The following is a 19,497-nucleotide window of genomic DNA, read 5'->3' as shown; positions in this document are numbered from 1 at the left end:
GAGCGGCATGGACCAGGAGACACTGAAATGAGCAAGAAGACCCAGTCCAGCGAAGGCGCCATGGTCGAGTACGTCACCGCGATGATCGGTGGCCAGCTGTTCGGCCTGCCGATCTCCCGCGTCCAGGACGTGTTCATGCCCGAGCGCGTCACCCGCGTGCCGCTGGCCTCGCGTGAGATCGCAGGCGTTTTGAACCTGCGCGGCCGCATCGTCACCGTGGTCGACATGCGCTCGCGCCTCGGCCTGCCCAAGGACGAGGACGGCAAGACCGCGATGGCGGTCGGCGTCGACCTACGCGGCGAATCCTATGGCCTCCTGATCGACCAGATCGGCGAGGTGCTGCGCCTGCCCGAGGACGGCAAGGAAGAAAACCCCGTGAACCTCGACCCCCGCATGGCCAAGCTCGCCGGCGGCGTCCACCGCCTCGACGGCCAGCTCATGGTCGTCCTCGACGTCGACCGCGTCCTCGAGCTCGCGCCCGAGATGATGGCGGCCTGATACGGCGGCATTGCCGCCGAGGGACTTGCGATTGGAAGTGCCCCGCAAAGGGGAAAGGAAGCAGAGGTTCACATGCGAACTTGTCTCGTCGTTGATGATTCCAGCGTCATCCGAAAGGTTGCGCGCCGGATCCTGGAGGGGCTCGACTTCCAAATCCTCGAAGCCGAGGACGGTGAGAAGGCGCTGGAGGCCTGCAAGCGCGGCCTGCCGGACGCGGTGCTGCTCGACTGGAACATGCCGGTCATGGATGGCTACGAGTTCCTCGGCCATCTCAGGCGCATGCCCGGCGGCGACCAGCCCAAGGTGGTGTTCTGCACCACCGAGAACGACGTCGCGCATATCGCGCGCGCTCTGCACGCCGGCGCCAACGAATACATCATGAAGCCGTTCGACAAGGACATCGTGACGGCGAAATTTCAGGAAGTCGGCCTGATCTGAGCGATCTCCCGGAGGCTGAACGGATCCTTCGGCGCTTGTTTTCAACTGAACCGTTTCAGTCTGAGTTGGTGTGTAATGAGTGTTGCGTTCGCAGGTAATTCGACCACGAGCACGTCGCGCGAAACCGGGCCGCTGCGGGTGATGATCGTCGACGACTCGGTCGTCATCCGCGGTCTGATCTCGCGCTGGATTGGTGCCGAGCACGACATGGAGGTCGCGGCCTCGCTGCGCACCGGGCTCGAGGCGGTCAACCAGCTCGACCGCATCAATCCCGATGTTGCCGTGCTCGACATCGAAATGCCCGAGCTCGATGGCCTCTCGGCGCTGCCGCAACTGCTCGCCAAGAAGCGCGATCTCGTCATCATCATGGCTTCCACCCTGACCCGCCGCAACGCGGAGATCAGCTTCAAGGCGTTGTCGCTCGGCGCAGCCGACTACATTCCCAAGCCGGAATCGACGCGTGAGGCGTCGGCCGCGGACATTTTCCATCACGACCTGATCCAGAAGATCCGCCATCTCGGCGCGCGGCTGCGTCGCAAGTCTGCGGTTGCGAGTCCGCCGCTGGCGCCGGCGAGCCCGGCTCCCGTCGCGCGCAGTCCTGTCGCGCGGCCTGCCGCGCCTGCGCCCGCTCCGGCCCCCTCGTCAGGCTCGGTGTCAACGCGTCCGTTCTCGACCCAGGCGCCCAAGGTGCTGTTGATCGGCTCCTCGACCGGCGGTCCTCAGGCGCTGATGTCGCTCGTCACCGAGCTCAGCGCCGTGATCGATCGCTTCCCGGTGCTGATCACCCAGCACATGCCGCCGACCTTCACCACCATCCTGGCCGAGCATCTGGCGCGCTCGAGCCGCCGGCCGGCGGCCGAGGCGGTCGACGGCGAGCCGGTCAAGCCGGGACGGATCTACCTCGCACCGGGCGGCAAGCACATGCGCGTCACGCGCAGCGGCGCCGATCCTGTGATCGCGCTCGACGACGGCCCCGCCGTCAATTTCTGCAAGCCTGCGGTCGATCCGCTCTTCACCTCCGCCATCGACGTCTGGCACGGCAACATCCTCTCGGTGATCCTGACCGGCATGGGCTCGGACGGCATGCGCGGCGGCAAGGACATCGTCGCGGCCGGCGGCAGCGTGATTGCGCAGGACGAAGCCTCCAGCGTGGTCTGGGGCATGCCCGGCGCGGCGGCCAATGCCGGCATCTGCGCGGCGATCCTGCCGCTCAACCAGATCGGCGCCAAGGTCAACCGCCTGTTCGCTGGAGACCGCTCGTGACGCCCGCAGATTACGACTATCTGCGCAAGTTCCTGAAAGAGCGCTCCGGTCTCGATCTCTCCGCCGACAAGCAATATCTGGTCGAGAGCCGGCTGCTGCCGCTCGCCCGCAAGGCAAGCGTTCCCGGCATCCCCGACCTCGTCCTGAAGATCAGGAACGGCGACGGCCGGCTTGCGACCGACGTGGTCGAAGCGATGACCACCAACGAGACGTTCTTCTACCGCGACAAGATTCCGTTCGATCACCTGCGCGGCACCATCCTGCCGGGCCTGATCCAGGCGCGCGCGGCGCGCAAGTCGCTTCGCATCTGGTCGGCGGCCGCCTCGACCGGGCAGGAGCCCTATTCGATCGCGATGTGCGTGAAGGAGATGGGCGCGGCGCTCGCGGGGTGGCGCATCGAGATCGTCGCCACCGATCTGTCGCAGGAGGTGCTGGAGAAATCCAAGGCGGGCCTCTACAGCCAGTTCGAGGTGCAGCGCGGCCTGCCGATCCAGCATCTGGTGAAATACTTCACGCAAACCGGCGAGCTCTGGCAGCTCAACGCCGACATTCGCGCCATGGTGCAGTTCCGCCAGCTCAATCTGCTGCAGGACTTCTCCCATCTCGGCACGTTCGACGTGATCTTCTGCCGCAACGTGCTGATCTATTTCGACCAGGACACCAAGGCGGTGATTTTCGAGCGCATGGCGAAGGCAATGGAAGCCGACGGCACGCTGCTGCTGGGCGCTGCCGAATCCGTCGTCGGCATCACCGATGCATTCCGCCCGATCGCCGATCGCCGCGGCCTCTATCAGCTCAACCCCGCGCGCTCCGGCCGTCCGATGGGCGGATTGATGCCGCAGCCGCTGAAGGTCGCCGCGGCGAGATGAAGTTCTCTTTGTCATTCCGGGGCCGCGCATAAGCGCGGAGCCCGGAATCCATAACCACAGGCCATCGAAATAGGCAGGCGGTTAGACCAGGGCCATTTCATCCGACTGTGGTTATGGATTCCGGGCTCGCGACTTTGTCGCGCCCCGGAATGAGAAAATCACAAAATCGCATGCGGCAAGAACCGCGAGCGGTTGCCCGTGATCGGGCTCTCGTCCTCGCGGATCGATATCCCGCAGGGCTCGTGGTTCACCAGCCAGCTTCCGATCACCGGATAGCAGCCCGAAAAGTTCGGCAGCGGTGCCAGCGCCTGACGTACGAAACCTTCGGCGCCGTACGGCCCCGTCTGCTCGTCGAGCGGCATGCCGCCGGAGACCAGCGTGACATTGGCGCCTTCGCGCGACAGCAGCGGCTTGCGCACATAGGACGTGCCGAGCTCGGCGGCGCGCGGATCGTCCTCGAAGAAGGCCGGCAGCAGATTGGGATGGTTCGGAAACATCTCCCAGAGCAGCGGCAAGATGCCCTTGTTGGAGAGCACCGCCTTCCACGGCGGCTCGATCCAGCGCGTTGGCGCATCCTTCAGCTTTGCGCCGAAGGCGTCCTGGAACATCCATTCCCAGGGATAGAGCTTGAAGGCGAGCGCGATGTCGTTCTCGCCGAGATCGACGAAGCCGCCGGCCTCGTCGCGCCAGCCGACCTGCTCGATGTCGAGCAGCGTCGTCGAGAGTCCGGCCTGGCGCGCGGTGTCTTCGAGATAAGCGAGCGTGCCGGCGTCCTCTTCGTTGCCGGTGATCCCTGTGAGATGGACGTGACGGCTCCCAGCGATCTCCTTCCATGCCGCGATCAGCCGCTCGTGGATGGAGTTGAATTGGTCGGCACGCGAGGGGATGACGCGGCGTTCGATCGCCTGTTCGAGCCAGGTCCATTGGAACACCGCGGCCTCGAAGATCGAGGTCGGCGTGTCCGCGTTGTATTCGAGCAGCTTTGCCGGCGACTTGCCGTCGAACCTCAGATCGAGCCGGCCGTAGAGGCTGCGGTCGTCGCGCTTCCAGCTCTCGACGATCAGGCCCCAGAACGCTTCCGGAATCTTCAGCCGTCGCAAGGAACGCTCGTCGCCGATGACGCGGCCGGCGAGTTCCAGGCACATCGCGTCGATCTCGCCGGTCGGCGCCTCGATGCCTCGCTCGATCTCCTCCAGCGTAAAGCCATAATAGGCGCGCTCGTCCCAATAGCGCTCGCCGTCGATGGTGTGGAAGACGAAGCCGCATCGTGCGGCGGTCTCCCGCCAGTCGTCGCGCTCGAGGCAGGTGATGCGCTGCATGGATCAGCCGCCGCCCGAGAAGCCGTGGCCGAACGAGCCGAAGCCGCCGCGGCTCACGCTGCTATGGCTGACATTGGACGACGTTCCCGACGAGGAATGGCTGGAGGAATCGCCGCTGAACAAGCTCGATCGCGACGACCAGCGCGAACTGCTGCCGCCCGACGAACTGCTGCTGCTCGTGCAGGTCGTGGTCGTCTGCCCCGGCACGGCGCCGGGCGTGGGCTCGCAGTTCTGCCGCGGCATCAAGGTATAGGCCGTGGTGCCGACGGCGATCGTGCCCATCACCAGCAGCGCGACGTGGCCGGAGCGCTTCACCGGCGGTCGCGGCGGCTCGGCGACTGGCCGGCGCTTGCCGAACTCCTTCTTGGCGGGTTTGTCGGCCATGTCAGTAGATCATGCTGGCGGCGTTCAGCAGGCCCGCGGCGAGCGAGGACAGGCCGAGCCAGATCGCCGGGGCAAGCTCGCCGTCATCGATGCGCCTCGACAAGTCCGGCACCGGAACCTTGACGAGATAGAACACGATGACCTGCACGATCAGCGCGATCGTCGCCCAGATCAGGCAGTCCAGCACGTTGGCCGAATGCGCGATGGCGCTGACCAGCGGCGCCACGAAGCCGAGCAGGCTGAGCCCAAGCGCGATCGCCGCGGCCGGCTGGTTGTCGCGAATGAGCTGGAATTCGTTATGCGCCGTGATGCGGGTGTAGACGAACAGATAGGCCACGATCACGATCAGCCCGGTGCAGAAATAGACCAGGAAGGCGGGCAGGCCGGCGAGTGATTGCAGGATCATCGTTCCCCCATCGTGCAGCGACCATTCGTCGGCAGGGGAAGGCTAGGGGTTCAAACGTTAAGCTTCCAATGAAGCGTCCCCCCAAAAACGAAAACCCCGCCATTTGCGGCGGGGTCCAGGCTGGGAGGAGCGAGCCTGACTGGGCTCGCGACGTAACCCAGGGATCAGGCGGGGATGCGCTCGTCGGCCTCGTGCGGCTCGCGCAGCACGTAGCCGCGGCCCCAGACGGTCTCGATGAAGTTGCGGCCCTCGGAGGCGTTGGCGAGCTTCTTGCGGAGCTTGCAAATGAAGACGTCGATGATCTTCAGTTCGGGCTCGTCCATGCCGCCATAGAGGTGGTTGAGGAACATTTCCTTGGTGAGGGTCGTGCCTTTGCGGAGCGAGAGCAGCTCCAGCATCTGATATTCCTTGCCGGTCAGATGCACGCGCTGACCGCCGACTTCCACCGTCTTGGTGTCGAGGTTGACGACGAGGTCGCCGGTCTGGATGACCGACTGGGCATGGCCCTTGGAGCGGCGCACGATGGCGTGGATGCGGGCCACCAGCTCGTCCTTGTGGAAGGGCTTGGTCATGTAGTCGTCGGCGCCGACGCCGAGACCCTTGACCTTGTCCTCGATGCCGGCGAGGCCGGAGAGGATCAGAATCGGTGTCTTGATCTTGGAGACCCGGAGCTGCTTGAGCACATCGTAGCCGGACATGTCGGGCAGGTTGAGGTCGAGGAGAATAATGTCGTAATCGTATAGTTTACCGAGATCGACGCCTTCTTCCCCCAAATCGGTCGTGTAGACGTTGAAGCTCTCCGACTTCAGCATCAGCTCGATCGACTGCGCGACGGCGCTGTCATCTTCAATCAGCAAAACGCGCATGCCAGTTCCCCATAGTCGCCGCTCCTGGGCGTCAGGTCGGCCGCATTCGCGGCACTCAACAAAACGCCTTTGAACAACTGATTCGGATCCTGACAACAGATGGTTAACAAAGTCTGATTCTGGAACGCAAGTCCCCCCGGTGCAATTTTTGTCGAATCGCCCTAAGGTCTTGCGTACGAAGCAGCTTTCGTTACCCGATTCCGTTCAAGCTCCACTTTAAGAGACGGGCCTAACCGACTCCCGCGACTCAGCCTTCTTCTGAAGGGGAGGCACGCTCAGTCTCAAAGACAGTGACGCAATGATTAATGATGCGGGTAAACACGAAGTTAAGCGCCGTTCAGAAATATGGCGAAACTTAAGGTTTTCACCGTGATGTCCCGGGATCACCGAAAGCGATCATCTCATGAGCACCCTCATATGAAGGCGCGCTGCTGATGAAGGCCCCCCTGTGAAGGCCCTCCTATGAAGGCTCTTGCCGAACAGATCGGCGACATCGACGGCGTCAACATCTATGGCCGCGTGGTCGGCGTTCGCGGTCTGATGGTCGAGGTGGCCGGCCCTATCCACGCGATGTCGGTCGGCGCGCGGCTGGTGATCGAGACCGGCGCCAACCGCACCATTCCCTGCGAGGTGATCGGCTTCTCCGGCAACAATGCCGTCGTGATGCCGTTCGCCGGCCTCGAGGGCGTACGCCGCGGCTGCAAGGCGGTCATCGCCAATGCCGCCAACCAGGTGAGGCCGTCCGCGGCCTGGCTGGGACGCGTCGTCAATGCGCTGGGCGAGCCGATCGACGGCAAGGGGCCGCTGCCGCAGGGCTCTTCGCCGATGCCGTTCCGCAATACGCCGCCGCCCGCCCATTCGCGCAAGCGCGTCGGCAGCCCGCTCGACCTCGGCGTGCGCGCCATGAACACCTTCCTCACCTGCTGCCGCGGTCAGCGCATGGGCATCTTCGCAGGCTCCGGCGTCGGCAAGTCGGTGCTGCTGTCGATGCTGGCGCGCAACGTCGATGCCGATGTCAGTGTCATCGGGCTGATCGGCGAACGCGGCCGCGAGGTGCAGGAATTCCTGCAGGACGATCTCGGCGAGGAGGGCCTTGCGCGCTCAGTCGTGGTGGTCGCGACCTCCGACGAGCCGGCCCTGATGCGCCGCCAGGCGGCCTACCTCACGCTCGCGGTCGCCGAATATTTTCGCGACGAGGACAAGGACGTGCTCTGCCTGATGGACTCGGTGACGCGCTTTGCGATGGCCCAGCGCGAGATCGGCCTGTCTGCCGGGGAGCCGCCGACCGCCAAGGGTTACACGCCGACCGTCTTCACCGAGTTGCCGAAGCTGCTGGAGCGTGCCGGGCCGGGATTGGGCGAGGGCGCCATCACCGCGATCTTCACGGTGCTGGTCGACGGCGACGACCATAACGAGCCGATCGCCGATGCCGTCCGCGGCATCCTCGACGGTCACATCGTGATGCAGCGCTCGATCGCCGAGCGCGGCCGCTATCCCGCGATCAACATTCTCAAATCCGTCTCGCGCACGATGCCGAAATCGGCCGATCCGCAGTTCTGGCCGGTGATCCAGCGGGCGCGCCAGGTGATGGCGACCTATGCCGACATGGAGGAATTGATCCGTCTCGGCGCCTACCGCGCCGGCTCCAGTCCCGAGGTCGACGAGGCCATCCGCCTCAACGAGCCGCTGGAAGCCTTCCTGCGCCAGCGCAAGGACGAAAAGGCATCGCTCGCGGAGGGCTATCGCCAATTGGCGCAAATCCTCGGCAATTTGGAAACGGAACGCTAACTTTGTCCGGTCATCATCCGATCCCACAGAGTAGCAGAGCCGGTCTGGGCCCCCTTCGGGCCCGTGGGGTGACCGGTATCGTCCCACGTGCAGCGGGGGGACTTCTGGGGAGTACGAGTCGATGAAGTCACGAGATACCCTCATCCGCCTGAAGAAGTTTCAGGTCGACGAGAAGCGCCGCCGGGTCACCCAGATCGAGACCATGATCGCCGACTTCCAGCGCATGTCGGTCGATCTCGAACGCGAGATCCAGACCGAGCAGGAGCGCGCCGGGATCAACGATCCCTCGCACTTCGCCTACCCGACCTACGCCAAAGCCGCGATCCAGCGCCGCGAGAACCTGACCCGCTCGGCCGACGAGCTCAAGGGCCAGCTCGAGGAAGCCAAGGCCGCACTGGCCGAGGCCTTCGAGGAGCTGAAAAAGGTCGAGCTGCTCGACGAGCGCGACCAGGCCCGCGAGCGTGCCGAGGAGAACGCCCGCGAGCAGGCCGACCTCGACAGCATCGGCCTGATGCGTGCCCGCATCGGCGCCGTCGCCTGAGCCGCTAGCGCCAGACCACCAGAAATTCCAGAACCCGGACCCGCAAGGTCCGGGTTTTCGCATGTGCTGTCCACAGTGTGGCGCCGCGCCCCTTGGTGGTCGGCTTGGCCGCGCGCTATGGTGGTGCGGTGCCGGGGTCTACGCGGAACGCGACGGCCCGCGTGTTGGGGGGCTGAATGCTGACGCCAGCGGAGCTGGTCGGGTTGATTGAGGCGGTGGCGAAGGGCGATCAGGCCGCGTTCGAGCGCCTCTACGCCGCCACGCGCGCGAAACTCTATGGCGTCGTGCTCCGTATCTTGCGCAGGCAGGATCTCGCGGAGGAGGTCATTCAGGAGACTTACGTCAAGATCTGGAACAGCGCCGGCCAGTTCAATCCGGCCCTGTCCTCGCCGATCACGTGGATGGCCTCGATCGCCCGCAACCGCGCCATCGACATCGTGCGCAAGAAGTCGGAAGCCTCCATCGAGGAAGAGCCTCAGGCGATGGAAGTCGCGGCCGAAAGTCCCGATCCGCTGGCCCGCCGCGAGATGACCGAGGAGCTGAAGCGGCTCCTGGAATGCATCGGCCGGCTCGAGCCGGACCGTCAGAGGCTCGTGCTGCTCGCCTATTACAACGGGTGGAGCCGCGAGCAATTGGCGGAGAAGTTTTCAGCGCCGGTCAACACGGTGAAGACGTGGCTGCGGCGCAGCATGCTGGATATCCGGGAGTGCCTCGGACTGTGATCGCTTGGATGATGAGGGTGGTTCTGGACTGCAATTGATGGCCTACACGGAGGACCATATCGCGCTCGCCGCGGAATATGCGCTCGGGACGCTCGGCGCCGACGAGCGCGCGCAGGTCGAGACCATGATGGCGGTGGACCCGGCGTTCGCCGAGATCGTGCAGGCCTGGGCCTATCGGCTCGGCGTGCTCAACCAGATGGTCGGCTCGGTCGAGCCGCGTCCGATCGTGTGGGAGAACATCAGGGCGGAGATCGCGCGCACGACCGCCGCGCAGGAGCCGCCTGCGCCTGCCGAAGCTTCGCCGCCACCACAGCCGCCTGTGCCCGAGACGTCCTCGCTGGCAGCTGCGGAATCTCCGCCCGAGAGCCCGCAGTCGGCTGAGGTGCAGCAGCCCGAAGCCGCCGCGCCTGAGGCGCCGCGTCCCGAGTTTGATGCTGTTCCGGACATCGCGCCGCAATTCATCCCGCAAGTCCATGCGCCGGATGCCAACGTCGTCCGTACGCCGCAGGCGCCGGTGGTCGACGACAGCAATGTGATTCGTCTTGAGAGACGGGTGAAGCGCTGGCGCACCATCGCTTCCGCCATTGGCGCGCTCGCGGCCGCGCTGCTCGTAACGCTGTCGCTGCAGATCTTGCTGCCCGACGCGCTGCCGGGCGCTTTGCGTCCCCCGCCGCGCATCCAGACGGTCGAGGTGAAGACGCCGGCCGCGCCGCTCGCCGCCTCCGCGCAATATGTTGCGCTGCTGCAGGGCCAGGGCGGTGGCCCCGCCTTCATCCTCACCATCGACGGCGCGACGCGGAATTTCACGGTGCGGAAGGTCGGCGCGACGCCGGAGCCCGGCAAGAGCTTCGAGCTCTGGCTGATCTCGGACAAGCTGCCGCGCCCGCGCTCGCTCGGCGTGATCGGCGCCGGCGATTTCACCGCGCGTCCACTGCTCGCCTCCTACGATGCCGAGGTCGTCAATAGCGCGACCTTCGCCGTCACCATCGAGCAGGCGGGCGGCTCGCCGAACGGCCAGCCGACCTCCGCCCCGGTGTTTTCCGGCAAGCTGATCGAGACCGTGCCGCCGGCCCAACCGCAGGCGCCCGCGCAAAAATAGGTGCCACGGAGACTGTCGCCACGGTCCATCCCGCTGTCGCAGCCCGACAAGTGCTCCCGAATCCGCCCTCGATTTGAACCTCGCCTCGGTCCACGGCGTCAAATTCCCGGAATTTGAACGCGATTGATGCCGGAAAGGGCGAGAAAATCAGATGGATGCAGCGAGAACGCCGGGCATCTTCCTTCACCAATATGCAGGCCTGCCGCACGGTCCGGCCTTCGAGCATTGGCGCGAGCGGGCCGTCGGTCGCTGCGGCCTCGATATCGGGCCGAGCCGTGGCGACAGCATCGATTGCCGGCTGCAGATCAGCGTCGTCGACAACATCACCCTTGCCATTCCGGAAGGTGCCTCGGCGCAATATTCCCGCACACAGAGCCACCTTGCCGACGGCAGCGACGATCTCGTCCTGATCGCGGCCCACGCAGGGCTCGTCCGCGTCGGGCAGAACGGCCACACCATCGAGCTCGCGCCCGCCCAGATGGTGCTCGTCGACATGAGCGTGACCGGGACCGTCGGCCACACCGAGGCCGACCGCTTCACCAGCATTCGCATGCCGCGCCGTGCGCTGCTCGACATTAATCCGCGCGCCGAGGACAAGCTCTCGCAGGTGCTAGTCGACGGCGCAGTCGCCGAGACCATCTTCCGCTACCACGCGATCGCCGCCAATCACGCGCCGCATCTCGATGCGGTCGGCCAGCGCCTGACCGCGCAGCACATGGTCGATCTCGTCGGCCTCCTGCTCGGCACCGATGCCGAGCACGCAAGCCGCGCACGCGGTCGCGGGCAGGCGGCGGCGCGCCTCGATCTCATGCGCGCCGACGTGATGGCCGCACTCGGCCGCAACGATCTCTGCCTCGCCGAAGTTGCGACGCGCTCGGGCTTGAGCCCGCGCCAGGCCCAGCGCCTGTTCGAGCAGGCCGGCACGACCTTCACCGAATTCGTGCTGGAGCAGCGCCTGCTCCACGCGCGCAAGCTGCTCGGCGATCCCCGCGCCAGGATGCGCAAGATCAGCGACATCGCGCATTCCTCCGGCTTCTCCGATCTGTCCTACTTCAACCGCGCCTTCCGCAAGCGCTTCGGCACGACGCCGTCGGAGCTGCGCGAGGCGTAAATCGCGATTTTGTGCAGCGGCGCGGACGCCGCCGCATTTGGTCGGCGCCTGTTGTTGCGCTAGTCTGTCTCCGCGGGCAGGCCGCAGGTTTCCTCGGGAAAGTGCAGTAGGCGGAGATGGCGCGTATCGTCGTGCTCGGCGCCGGGTTTGCGGGGTTGTGGGCGGCCATCGGCGCCGCGCGCAAGCGCGAGGAGATCGGTGCGAGCGATCGCGACATCGAGATCCGTCTCGTCGACCGCAATCCCTATCACAATATCCGCGTGCGCAATTACGAGGCCGATCTCGCCGAGGTCGCGCTTCCGCTTCCGCAACTGCTCGATCCGATCGGCGTCAGCCACGGCCTTGGCGAGGTCGAGGCCGTCGATCCGGCCCGGCGCGAAATCTCGCTCGTCACCAGCGCCGGCGCGGAGACGCTGCACTACGACCGCCTGGTGCTGGCGCTCGGCAGCGCGGTGATGCGTCCCGACATTCCCGGCCTTGCCGCGCACGCCTTCGACGTCGACACCTATGCCGCGGCGCTCCGCCTTGAAGATCATCTGGTTTCGCTCGGACGCAGCGCGCCGTCTCCGGGCCATTCAACGGCGGTCGTGGTCGGCGCCGGCTTCACCGGCATCGAAGTCGCAGCTGAGATGCCGGACCAGTTGGCGCGCGCAGGGATCACCGGCCGCCGCCGCATCGTCCTCGTCGATCCCAATCCGAGCGTCGGCGCCAGCATCGGCGCGAACGCGCGCCCGGTGATCGAGACGGCCCTGGCTTCGCTCGACATCGAGACGCGGCTCGGCGTGCGTGTCGCCGCGATCGAGGCCGCGGGCATGCGCCTGAGCTCGGGCGAATTCATTCCGGCACGGACGGTGATCTGGTGCGCGGGCATGCGGGCAAGCCCTTTGGCCGCGAGCTTTCCGGGCGGGCGCGATTCCCTCGGGCGTCTCCTCGTCGATCCCTTCATGCGTGTGGCCGATGTCGGCGGCGTGTTCGCGGCCGGCGATGTTGCGTCGAGCGTGATCGACGGGCTGCATCCGACCGTGATGTCCTGCCAGTTCGCCCGTCCCATGGGCCGCTTCGCCGGCCACAACGTGGTCGCCGATCTCGTCGGCCTGCCCATGCTGCCGCTGCGGATCGACTGGTACGTGACCGTGCTCGACCTCGGCGGCTGGGGCGCGCTCTATACCGAAGGATGGAATCGCGAGGTCCGTGCCACCGGCGCGGCCGCGAAGGCGACCAAACAGACGATCAACCGCAACCGCATCTATCCGCCGCTCTCGGGACGCAAGGACGAGCTGTTCGCTGCCGCCGCCCCGACCGTGCAGGCGCCGCCGCCGACTTACGGGGCGCGATAGTTGGCGACGGCGTGCCGCTTGCTCCGTCATTGCGAGCGCAGCGAAGCAATCCAAAGTCTTTCCGCGGAGGCAGTCTGGATTGCTTCGCTGCGCTCGCAATGACGAATTGGACGCGCGTGCGCTCGCAATGACGAGGTACCAGAAATGGGAAAGCGCCCGTGGGGGGCGGGCGCTTTCTGTAGTCGACTTGGGGTTGGGGTCGTCTACATATCCACGTGGCGACTTTGGGGGGCTGGTAAAGAGCCGCGTGAATTCACAAAACTCGTCAGGTCTCCTTAGCGAACGAGGGACGCGTTCGAACTGGTGACAACGACCGGCTTGCCGGCCTTGATGACGCGGGCGGTCTGGGTCAGGCCTTCATCCGGACCCGAACGTGCCGTGATGCCGAGGCCAGCCACCGCGATCCCTGCGACGAGGGCGACGACCACGATTTTCAAATGGGTCGCGCGATCTGCGCTGTAGATCGAGTGGTTCATGGAAGCCTCCTGCCGCCATCTACCCGAAGTAGTCGCCAGCCGTTTGAGGCAGGTTCATGCTTCCGGTGCCCATCAACCTAGTATCGGGGGGATTCGTTCCCAAGGGGCCATCACAAGGGCGTGATATGACGTGATAGATCGCGATCAAAGGCGACCCTTGATCGGTCTTTTTTATAATTATTTCAAAGCTGTAATGAGCCTATTGCCGGCTTTTGAGGCCTTGGTCGACAAGGCGCCAGGAACTCAAAAACCATTTGCCTGTGGCTGAAAAACACACGGCTTCTTAAGGCAAATCAGATGCTTCCGACGGTTTTCAGCCTCGCCCTGGGGTGGATTTCGGCCTGCGACAGCACGGTGGTCTGGGCCCGGAACCGTTCCACCAGGGAGCGCACGAAGGGCCGAATGGAAGCGGAGGTGACCAGCACCGGCGCCTCGCCTTCGCGGGCGGCGCGCTCGAAGGCCTCGCGCACGGCAGTCATGAACTCCGAGAGTTTCGAGGGCTGCATGGCAAGGCTCCGCTCCTCGCCCTGGCCGATGATGGATTCGGCAAAAGCCTGCTCCCATTTCGCCGACAGTGCGATCAGCGGCAGATAGCCGGCGTAGGAGGTGTTCTGCGCGCAAATCTGCCGCGCTAGGCGGGCGCGGACGTGCTCGACCATGGTCGCGGGGTTGCGCGAGAAGGCGAGCGAATCCGCGATGCCTTCGAGGATGGTCGAGAGGTCGCGGATCGAGATGCGCTCGGCGAGCAGCAGCTGCAGCACGCGCTGGATGCCGGAGACCGTGACCTGGCCCGGGACGATGTCCTTGACCAGCTCGCTCTGCTCCTTCGGCAGCTCCTTGAGCAGCTTCTGCACCTCGCCGTAGGACAACAGGTCCGACATGTTGGCCTTGAGCAGCTCGGTGAGATGGGTCGAGAGCACGGTCGCGGCGTCGACGACGGTGTAGCCCTTGAGCGAGGCCTCTTCCTTGAGGCTGGCATCGACCCAGGTTGCGGGCAGGCCGAAGGTCGGCTCGGTGGTGTGGATGCCGGGCACCTGCACCTGGCTGCCGCCGGGATCCATGACCATGAACTGGTTCGGCCAGATCTTGCCGGTGCCGGCGTCGACCTCCTTGATCTTGATGATGTAGGTGTTGGCCTCGAGCTGGACGTTGTCGAGGATGCGCACCGCCGGCATCACGAAGCCCATCTCGATCGCGAGCGAGCGGCGCAGCGCCTTGATCTGCTCGGTGAGGCGGTCGGTGCCGTCGGGGCCGTTGACCAGCGGCAGCAGGGCGTAGCCGAGCTCGATCTTGAGGTCGTCGATCTTGAGCGCGGCCGAGATCGGCTCTTCGGTCGCGGCAGCGCCTGGCGCACCCGGCGTTCCCGGCGCGGGCGCCGCATGAACGGCTGCTTCGGCCTTGGCCGCCACCCGATTGCGGTTGCGGGCGTTCCAGGCCAGCGCGCCGGCGCCGGCGCCGAGCGCGAGGAACGGAAGGGTCGGAATGCCCGGCAGCGCCGCCAGCACCAGCATCACCGCCGAGGACATCGCCAGCGCCTGCGGATAGCCGGAGAACTGCTTCATCAGCGCCTTGTCGGCCGCGCCGGAGACGCCGGCCTTGGAGACGAGCAGGCCGGCCGCGGTCGAGACGATCAGCGCCGGCACCTGGGTGACGAGGCCGTCACCGACGGTCAGCAGCGTGTAGGTACGGCCGGCGTCGGCGAAGGACATGCCCTGCTGCGCGACGCCGATGATCATGCCGCCGACGACGTTGATGAAGACGATCAAGAGGCCGGCGATGGCGTCGCCCCGGACGAACTTCGAGGCACCGTCCATGGCGCCGAAGAAGCCGCTCTCGTCCTCCAGCTCCTTGCGCCGCTCCTTGGCGACCTTCTCGTCGATCAGGCCGGCGGAAAGGTCGGCGTCAATCGCCATCTGCTTGCCGGGCATGGCGTCGAGATGGAAGCGCGCGGCGACTTCGGCGATGCGGCCCGAACCCTTGGTGATGACGACGAAATTGACGATGATCAGGATGGCGAAGACGATGATGCCGATGACGAAATTGCCGCCCATTACGAAGTTGCCGAAGGCTTCGATGACGTGACCGGCGGCAGCCGTGCCCTCGTGGCCGTGCGTCAGGATCAGGCGGGTCGAGGCCATGTTGAGCGACAGGCGCAGCATGGTCGAGATCAGCAGGACGGTCGGGAAGGCGGAGAATTCCAGCGGCGCCTGGATGAACAGCGAGGTCATCAGGATCAGGATCGAGAGCGTGATCGAGATCGCGAGGAACAGGTCCAGCACGATCGCCGGCAGCGGCAGGATCAGCACCACGAGGATGGTGAGAACGCCGAGCGCCAGCGCGATGTCGCCGCGCTTGAGCACGGTGACGATCTCGTTGAGGGAGGGGATGCCGGGCTTCGCGCCGCCTACGCCCTGTCCCGCGGTGACGTCGACCATGGTAGCTGCCTCCCCGCGCGCCTGCCGTCCGCGCGCCCCAAACGTCTGCGCGGCGGCCGACGGGCCGCCGTTCCGAAAGTGAGGCACCGCACTGGCGTCCACGGGAGCTCCCGTTCTACGCGGCTGACGACACTCGACTTCACCCGGCAATTTTTGCCTGGTGTATGGTTAGCAAAGCGTTAACGGAAGGGGTGGGAAGAGCTCAGACCGGGGTGTTTCGGGGGCGGGTTGTCATACCGGGGCGATGCGGAGCATCGAGCCCGGAATCCATCGGGCCGCAGGTATGGTGGTGAAATGGATTCCGGGCTCGCGCCAAGAGGCGCGCCCCGGAATGACGGCCAGGCGAGGCTGCCCTACTTCGCCTTCTGCATCTTGGTCACCGTGTAGCCCGACGCCGCTTCCTCGGCCTCGAAGGTGATCTTGTCGCCGACCTTCACCTGCTTGAGCATGGCGGGATCCTTGACCCGATAGACCATGGTCATGGGGTCCTCCATGCCGAGGCTCTTCGCCGGTCCGTGCTTGAGCGTGATCTTGCCGGCGCCTTCGTCGATCTTCTTCACCTCGCCGCTGATCGCCGCGCCTTCGGCGGCGAGGGTTGCAGTCGCAAGGCCGACGGTCAGCGCCAGCGCCGAAGCGATACGGATGATGCGGTTCATGTGGATCTCCTTTCGCGTTACTTCACGGTGACCTGGCCGACCATGCCGTACTCGCGATGGTCGGGAATGAGGCACGAATATTCGAAGGTGCCGCGTTTGCTGAACTTCCAGAGGATCTCGGTCGTCTTCTTTGGGGCAAGCCGCGCCGCATTAGGCTCGTCGTGCTCCATGTGCGGATGTTTCTTCATCTGGTCCGCATGCGCGAGGTTCTCCTTGGTCGTGGCCAGCAGGAATTCGTGGTCCTCCTTGCCGACATTGCGCAGCACGAATCGGATCTGCTCTCCGCGCTTCACCTCGATTTTCGCGGGCGTGTAGTCCATCTCGTTCATCAGGATTTCGATAGTGCGTGCGGGCTTCTTGGGATCGCCGGGCTCGCCGGCCGAATAGTTTCCGTGCCCGTGCTTGTCGTGCGCAAAGGCCGGCGCGGTCGAAAGTGCAGCCAGCGCGACGGCGAGCTTGATCGTGGTCTTCATCGTAGTCTCCGGTTGGTGGTTCATCGAAACGCTCACATCTTGTGCTTCATCGGCGGACTGCCGGATTTCTGCCGCGCCGGCTCCGGGGCGGGTGCGGCGACTTCGTAGGCGACGGTGCCTGGCGGGAATTTGTACGGACCAGGATCGCGGTAATCGTCGCGCGTGAGGCCTTCGCGGATCTTCATCACGGTGAACATGCCGCCCATCTCGATCGGCCCGAACTGGCCGGTGCCAGTCATCATCGGCAGCGTGTTGTCGGGCGCGGGCATCTCCATGTTGCCCATCGCCATGCCGGTCGAGCCCATGGCCATGCCGTCGGGCGCGAGCTTGCCGACGGCCTTGGCGAGGTCCTTGCGCGATACGCCGATCAGGTTGCGCACGTCGTGTCCCATCGAATTCATGGTGTGGTGCGACTTGTGGCAATGGAACGCCCAGTCGCCGGGATTGTCGGCGAGCACGTCGAACACCCTGATGGCGCCGACCGGGACGTCGGTGGTCGTCTCCGGGATCTGCGCGCTCTCCTGAATCCAGCCGCCATCGGTGCAGGTCACCGCGAAGCTGTGGCCATGCAAATGAATCGGATGGTTGGTCATGCTGAGATTGCCGATGCGCACGCGCACCTTGTCGCCGAGCCTGACCGGCAGCGGATCGATTCCGGGAAAGACCCGCGCGTTCCAGGTCCACATGTTGAAGTCCGTCATCTCGTTGACGTGCGGCAGATAGGTGCCGGGGTCGACGCGATAGGTGCTCATCACGAACACGAAGTCGCGGTCGACGGCGCGGAAACTCGGGTCGCGCGGGTGCACGATGAACATGCCCATCATGCCCATCGCCATCTGCACCATCTCGTCGGAATGCGGGTGGTACATGAAGGTTCCGCTCTTCTTCATCTCGAATTCGTAGACGAAGGTCTTGCCCGGTTCGATGTGCGGCTGGTTCAATCCGCCGACGCCGTCCATGCCGCTCGGGATGATCATGCCGTGCCAGTGCACCGTGGTGTATTCGGGTAAGCGGTTGGTGACGAAGATGCGCACCTTGTCGCCCTCGACGGCCTCGATGGTCGGGCCCGGCGATTGCCCGTTGTAGCCCCACAAATTCACCTTCATGCCCTCGGCGAATTCCCGCACCACCGGCTCGGCGACGAGATGGAACTCCTTCCAGTCGCCGTTCATGCGGAACGGCAGCGACCAGCCGTTCAGCGTGACCACGGGTCGGTAGTCAGGGCCGCTGCTCGGATGCAGCGGCGGCTGCATCACCACCTTGTCCATGGTGGGTGCTTCCGGAATCGACGCGGCCTGGACGCGGCCTTGAATGGCGGATGCGCCGACAAGCGCGGCGGTGCCTAAAAATCCTCGGCGGGAAAACATCTTGGCCTCCGTCTCAGTGGCCGCCGCCTTCGGCAGGAGCTGCCGCGGCAACGGTGGTTGGATTGTCGCCAACGGCGGCGGGCAGACCGCCGCCGTTGACGGCGGTCTGCAGATCGGCCTGGGCGAGGAAGAATCTCTGCCTGGCATCGATCGCGCCGCGCAGCGCCGCGAGGCGCTGCCGCGCCTCGGTGAGCAGCGCGAAGATGTCGACCTGCATGCTGGAGAAGCGCAGCTGCATCTCCTCGGTGATGATCTTTCGCAACGGGATGATCTCGCGCTGGTAGTGGCCGGCGATGTCGTAAGTGGAGCGATAGACGCGATAGGCGTCGCGCGCCTCGGACCGCACATTCACGGCCCGCTCGGTCAGGCGGTTGAAGGCGAGGTTGTAGGTCTCTGCCGCCTGGCGCACGCGCACCTCGCCGCCGTCGAAGACCGGAATCTGGAACTGCAGGTCGAAGCCGCGCTCGCGGAAGGGCGGTCCTTCCGGATCCTGGGTGCGGCGGGAGATGCCGGCGATATCGAGCAGTGTCACGAAGCGCGTCGCCTCGGTGAGGTTCAGCGCCTTCGCCAGCGCGGCCAGCTCAAGCCGCGCGATCTGCAGGTCGAGGCGATGCGCCACCGCATCGGCCTCGATCGTGGGGAGGGCCAGCGGCCGGCGCGGCAATGGCGGCAGTTGATTGGGCAGGCGGAAGTCGAGACCGTCGTCCCACAGCCCCATCTGGCGCGCCAGCCTTTCGCGCGCGCTCGCAGCCATCTGCCGCGCGGTGGCGAGGTCGGCGGTGGTCTCGGCATAGAACACCTGCTCGCGGGCCTGGTCGAGCTTGTTGAGCGAGCCGGTCTCGCCGAGCTTGAGCGCGAGCTGTGCGGTCGATTCCGCCGTCGCCTTCGCGTCGGTCAGCAGCCCCACCATCTCGTTGGCGGCAACCGCACGGACATAGGCGCGGCGCACGTCCGAGGCGAGCCGCAGCGTCGCCAGCGCGGCGCGCAGCTGCGCTCCGCGGAAGCGTTCCCGGGCGATCTCGGACCGGAACGGCAGGGTGGCGAGCGCGAGGATGTCGCCGACCACTTGGCGTTCGATCTCGCTGGCGCCATTGCCGGTGATGCGAGAGACTGCGAACACCGGATTGGCCGGCAGGCTCTGCTCGACCAGCTCGGTCTCCGCCAGCGCCAGCTCGTTGTAGGCGGCCTGCAGTCCCTTGTTGTTGAGCAGTGCGATCTGCACGGCGGCGTCGACGCTGAGCGTGCGCGAGAGCAGCTGGCGGACGCGGGCATCGACCGCGGCGGCACCCTCGGCCGAGCGCACGAAGGCGACGTCCTTGTTGATGGCCTGGCTCGTCAGATCCGAGACCGCGCTCATGCCGCTGTCGGGCGAGAACGCGGCGCAGCCGGAAAGTCCGAGCGCGGCGAGCACGAGCAGGCCTCGCGCAAAATGCTGTGACATGGCGCGCT

At 65.6% G+C, this 19,497-nt stretch carries 20 protein-coding genes; 10 read left to right on the top strand and 10 right to left on the bottom strand.

Annotation, left to right across the window (positions count from 1 at the left end; translation table 11 throughout):
- The first annotated feature begins 27 nt into the window (after positions 1-27).
- The 4 genes from I6F31_RS16370 (at position 28) to I6F31_RS16355 (ending at position 3,068) form a co-directional block, all read left to right on the top strand.
- Positions 28-498 carry a chemotaxis protein CheW gene (locus I6F31_RS16370; RefSeq protein WP_074448087.1) on the top strand — a complete coding sequence of 157 codons (471 nt, stop codon included), beginning with the start codon at positions 28-30 and terminating at the stop codon, positions 496-498.
- Positions 499-570: 72 nt separating this feature from the next.
- Positions 571-936 carry a response regulator gene (locus I6F31_RS16365; RefSeq protein WP_007600538.1) on the top strand — a complete coding sequence of 122 codons (366 nt, stop codon included), beginning with the start codon at positions 571-573 and terminating at the stop codon, positions 934-936.
- A gap of 75 nt (positions 937-1,011) precedes the next feature.
- Positions 1,012-2,199: a chemotaxis response regulator protein-glutamate methylesterase gene (locus I6F31_RS16360; RefSeq protein WP_225115058.1), complete on the top strand. Its 1,188-nt coding sequence runs from the start codon at positions 1,012-1,014 to the stop codon at positions 2,197-2,199.
- Positions 2,196-3,068: a protein-glutamate O-methyltransferase CheR gene (locus I6F31_RS16355; RefSeq protein ID WP_225115057.1), complete on the top strand. Its 873-nt coding sequence runs from the start codon at positions 2,196-2,198 to the stop codon at positions 3,066-3,068. Before I6F31_RS16360 ends, I6F31_RS16355 begins: the two co-directional genes overlap by 4 nt.
- Positions 3,069-3,226: 158 nt before the next feature.
- On the opposite strand, the gene I6F31_RS16350 is transcribed toward I6F31_RS16355, so the two are convergent.
- The 4 genes from I6F31_RS16350 to I6F31_RS16335 all read right to left on the bottom strand — a co-directional run bounded on the left by I6F31_RS16350 (position 3,227) and on the right by I6F31_RS16335 (position 6,043).
- Positions 3,227-4,387 (bottom strand): glutathionylspermidine synthase family protein, encoded by a 1,161-nt coding sequence (locus I6F31_RS16350; RefSeq protein ID WP_036011885.1) that lies wholly within the window; start codon positions 4,385-4,387, stop codon positions 3,227-3,229.
- A 3-nt stretch (positions 4,388-4,390) separates the two neighbouring features.
- Positions 4,391-4,771, bottom strand: a complete 381-nt coding sequence (locus I6F31_RS16345; RefSeq protein WP_074448088.1) for a hypothetical protein — start codon at positions 4,769-4,771, stop codon at positions 4,391-4,393.
- 1 nt (position 4,772) lies between these two features.
- Positions 4,773-5,177, bottom strand: coding sequence for a DUF350 domain-containing protein (locus I6F31_RS16340; RefSeq protein ID WP_036011880.1), 405 nt, complete (start codon positions 5,175-5,177; stop codon positions 4,773-4,775).
- A gap of 164 nt (positions 5,178-5,341) precedes the next feature.
- The gene (locus I6F31_RS16335; protein WP_016848562.1) at positions 5,342-6,043 is read right to left on the bottom strand and encodes a response regulator transcription factor; all 702 of its coding nucleotides are present in this window, start codon (positions 6,041-6,043) and stop codon (positions 5,342-5,344) included.
- Positions 6,044-6,505: 462 nt separating this feature from the next.
- Between I6F31_RS16335 and fliI the strand changes: the two genes are divergently transcribed.
- The 6 genes from fliI to I6F31_RS16305 all read left to right on the top strand — a co-directional run bounded on the left by fliI (position 6,506) and on the right by I6F31_RS16305 (position 12,641).
- Positions 6,506-7,831, top strand: coding sequence for a flagellar protein export ATPase FliI (gene fliI / locus I6F31_RS16330; RefSeq protein ID WP_225185722.1), 1,326 nt, complete (start codon positions 6,506-6,508; stop codon positions 7,829-7,831).
- A 121-nt stretch (positions 7,832-7,952) separates the two neighbouring features.
- Positions 7,953-8,372, top strand: a complete 420-nt coding sequence (gene fliJ, locus I6F31_RS16325) for a flagellar export protein FliJ (RefSeq protein WP_025032035.1) — start codon at positions 7,953-7,955, stop codon at positions 8,370-8,372.
- A gap of 176 nt (positions 8,373-8,548) precedes the next feature.
- Complete coding sequence (locus I6F31_RS16320) at positions 8,549-9,094, top strand: sigma-70 family RNA polymerase sigma factor (protein WP_036026817.1); 546 nt, start codon at positions 8,549-8,551, stop codon at positions 9,092-9,094.
- A gap of 37 nt (positions 9,095-9,131) precedes the next feature.
- Positions 9,132-10,193 carry an anti-sigma factor gene (locus I6F31_RS16315; RefSeq protein WP_225185721.1) on the top strand — a complete coding sequence of 354 codons (1,062 nt, stop codon included), beginning with the start codon at positions 9,132-9,134 and terminating at the stop codon, positions 10,191-10,193.
- Between the two features lie 151 nt (positions 10,194-10,344).
- On the top strand, positions 10,345-11,304 hold the full coding sequence (locus tag I6F31_RS16310; protein ID WP_225185720.1) for an AraC family transcriptional regulator: 960 nt from the start codon (positions 10,345-10,347) through the stop codon (positions 11,302-11,304).
- 116 nt (positions 11,305-11,420) lie between these two features.
- Positions 11,421-12,641 carry an FAD-dependent oxidoreductase gene (locus I6F31_RS16305; RefSeq protein ID WP_225185719.1) on the top strand — a complete coding sequence of 407 codons (1,221 nt, stop codon included), beginning with the start codon at positions 11,421-11,423 and terminating at the stop codon, positions 12,639-12,641.
- Between the two features lie 275 nt (positions 12,642-12,916).
- Here the strand turns inward: I6F31_RS16305 and I6F31_RS16300 are convergent, their stop codons facing one another.
- From I6F31_RS16300 to I6F31_RS16275, 6 genes are all read right to left on the bottom strand, one after another.
- A complete protein-coding gene (locus I6F31_RS16300) occupies positions 12,917-13,117 on the bottom strand; it encodes a hypothetical protein (RefSeq protein WP_225129146.1) in 201 nt (66 codons plus the stop codon).
- A 293-nt stretch (positions 13,118-13,410) separates the two neighbouring features.
- Positions 13,411-15,552, bottom strand: a complete 2,142-nt coding sequence (gene flhA, locus I6F31_RS16295) for a flagellar biosynthesis protein FlhA (RefSeq protein WP_225185718.1) — start codon at positions 15,550-15,552, stop codon at positions 13,411-13,413.
- Positions 15,553-15,905: 353 nt separating this feature from the next.
- A complete protein-coding gene (locus tag I6F31_RS16290) occupies positions 15,906-16,208 on the bottom strand; it encodes a copper-binding protein (RefSeq protein WP_057027389.1) in 303 nt (100 codons plus the stop codon).
- A 17-nt stretch (positions 16,209-16,225) separates the two neighbouring features.
- Positions 16,226-16,681, bottom strand: coding sequence for a cupredoxin family protein (locus I6F31_RS16285; RefSeq protein WP_225134787.1), 456 nt, complete (start codon positions 16,679-16,681; stop codon positions 16,226-16,228).
- Between the two features lie 32 nt (positions 16,682-16,713).
- Positions 16,714-18,048, bottom strand: coding sequence for a copper oxidase (locus I6F31_RS16280; protein ID WP_225185717.1), 1,335 nt, complete (start codon positions 18,046-18,048; stop codon positions 16,714-16,716).
- Positions 18,049-18,061: 13 nt separating this feature from the next.
- On the bottom strand, positions 18,062-19,489 hold the full coding sequence (locus I6F31_RS16275) for a TolC family protein (RefSeq protein WP_225134785.1): 1,428 nt from the start codon (positions 19,487-19,489) through the stop codon (positions 18,062-18,064).
- Between the last annotated feature and the right edge of the window lie 8 nt (positions 19,490-19,497).

The organism is Bradyrhizobium sp. NBAIM01, from assembly GCF_020194115.1.
GTDB classification, from domain to species: domain Bacteria; phylum Pseudomonadota; class Alphaproteobacteria; order Rhizobiales; family Xanthobacteraceae; genus Bradyrhizobium; species Bradyrhizobium yuanmingense.
This window is presented reverse-complemented; position numbering and strand designations above follow the sequence as displayed.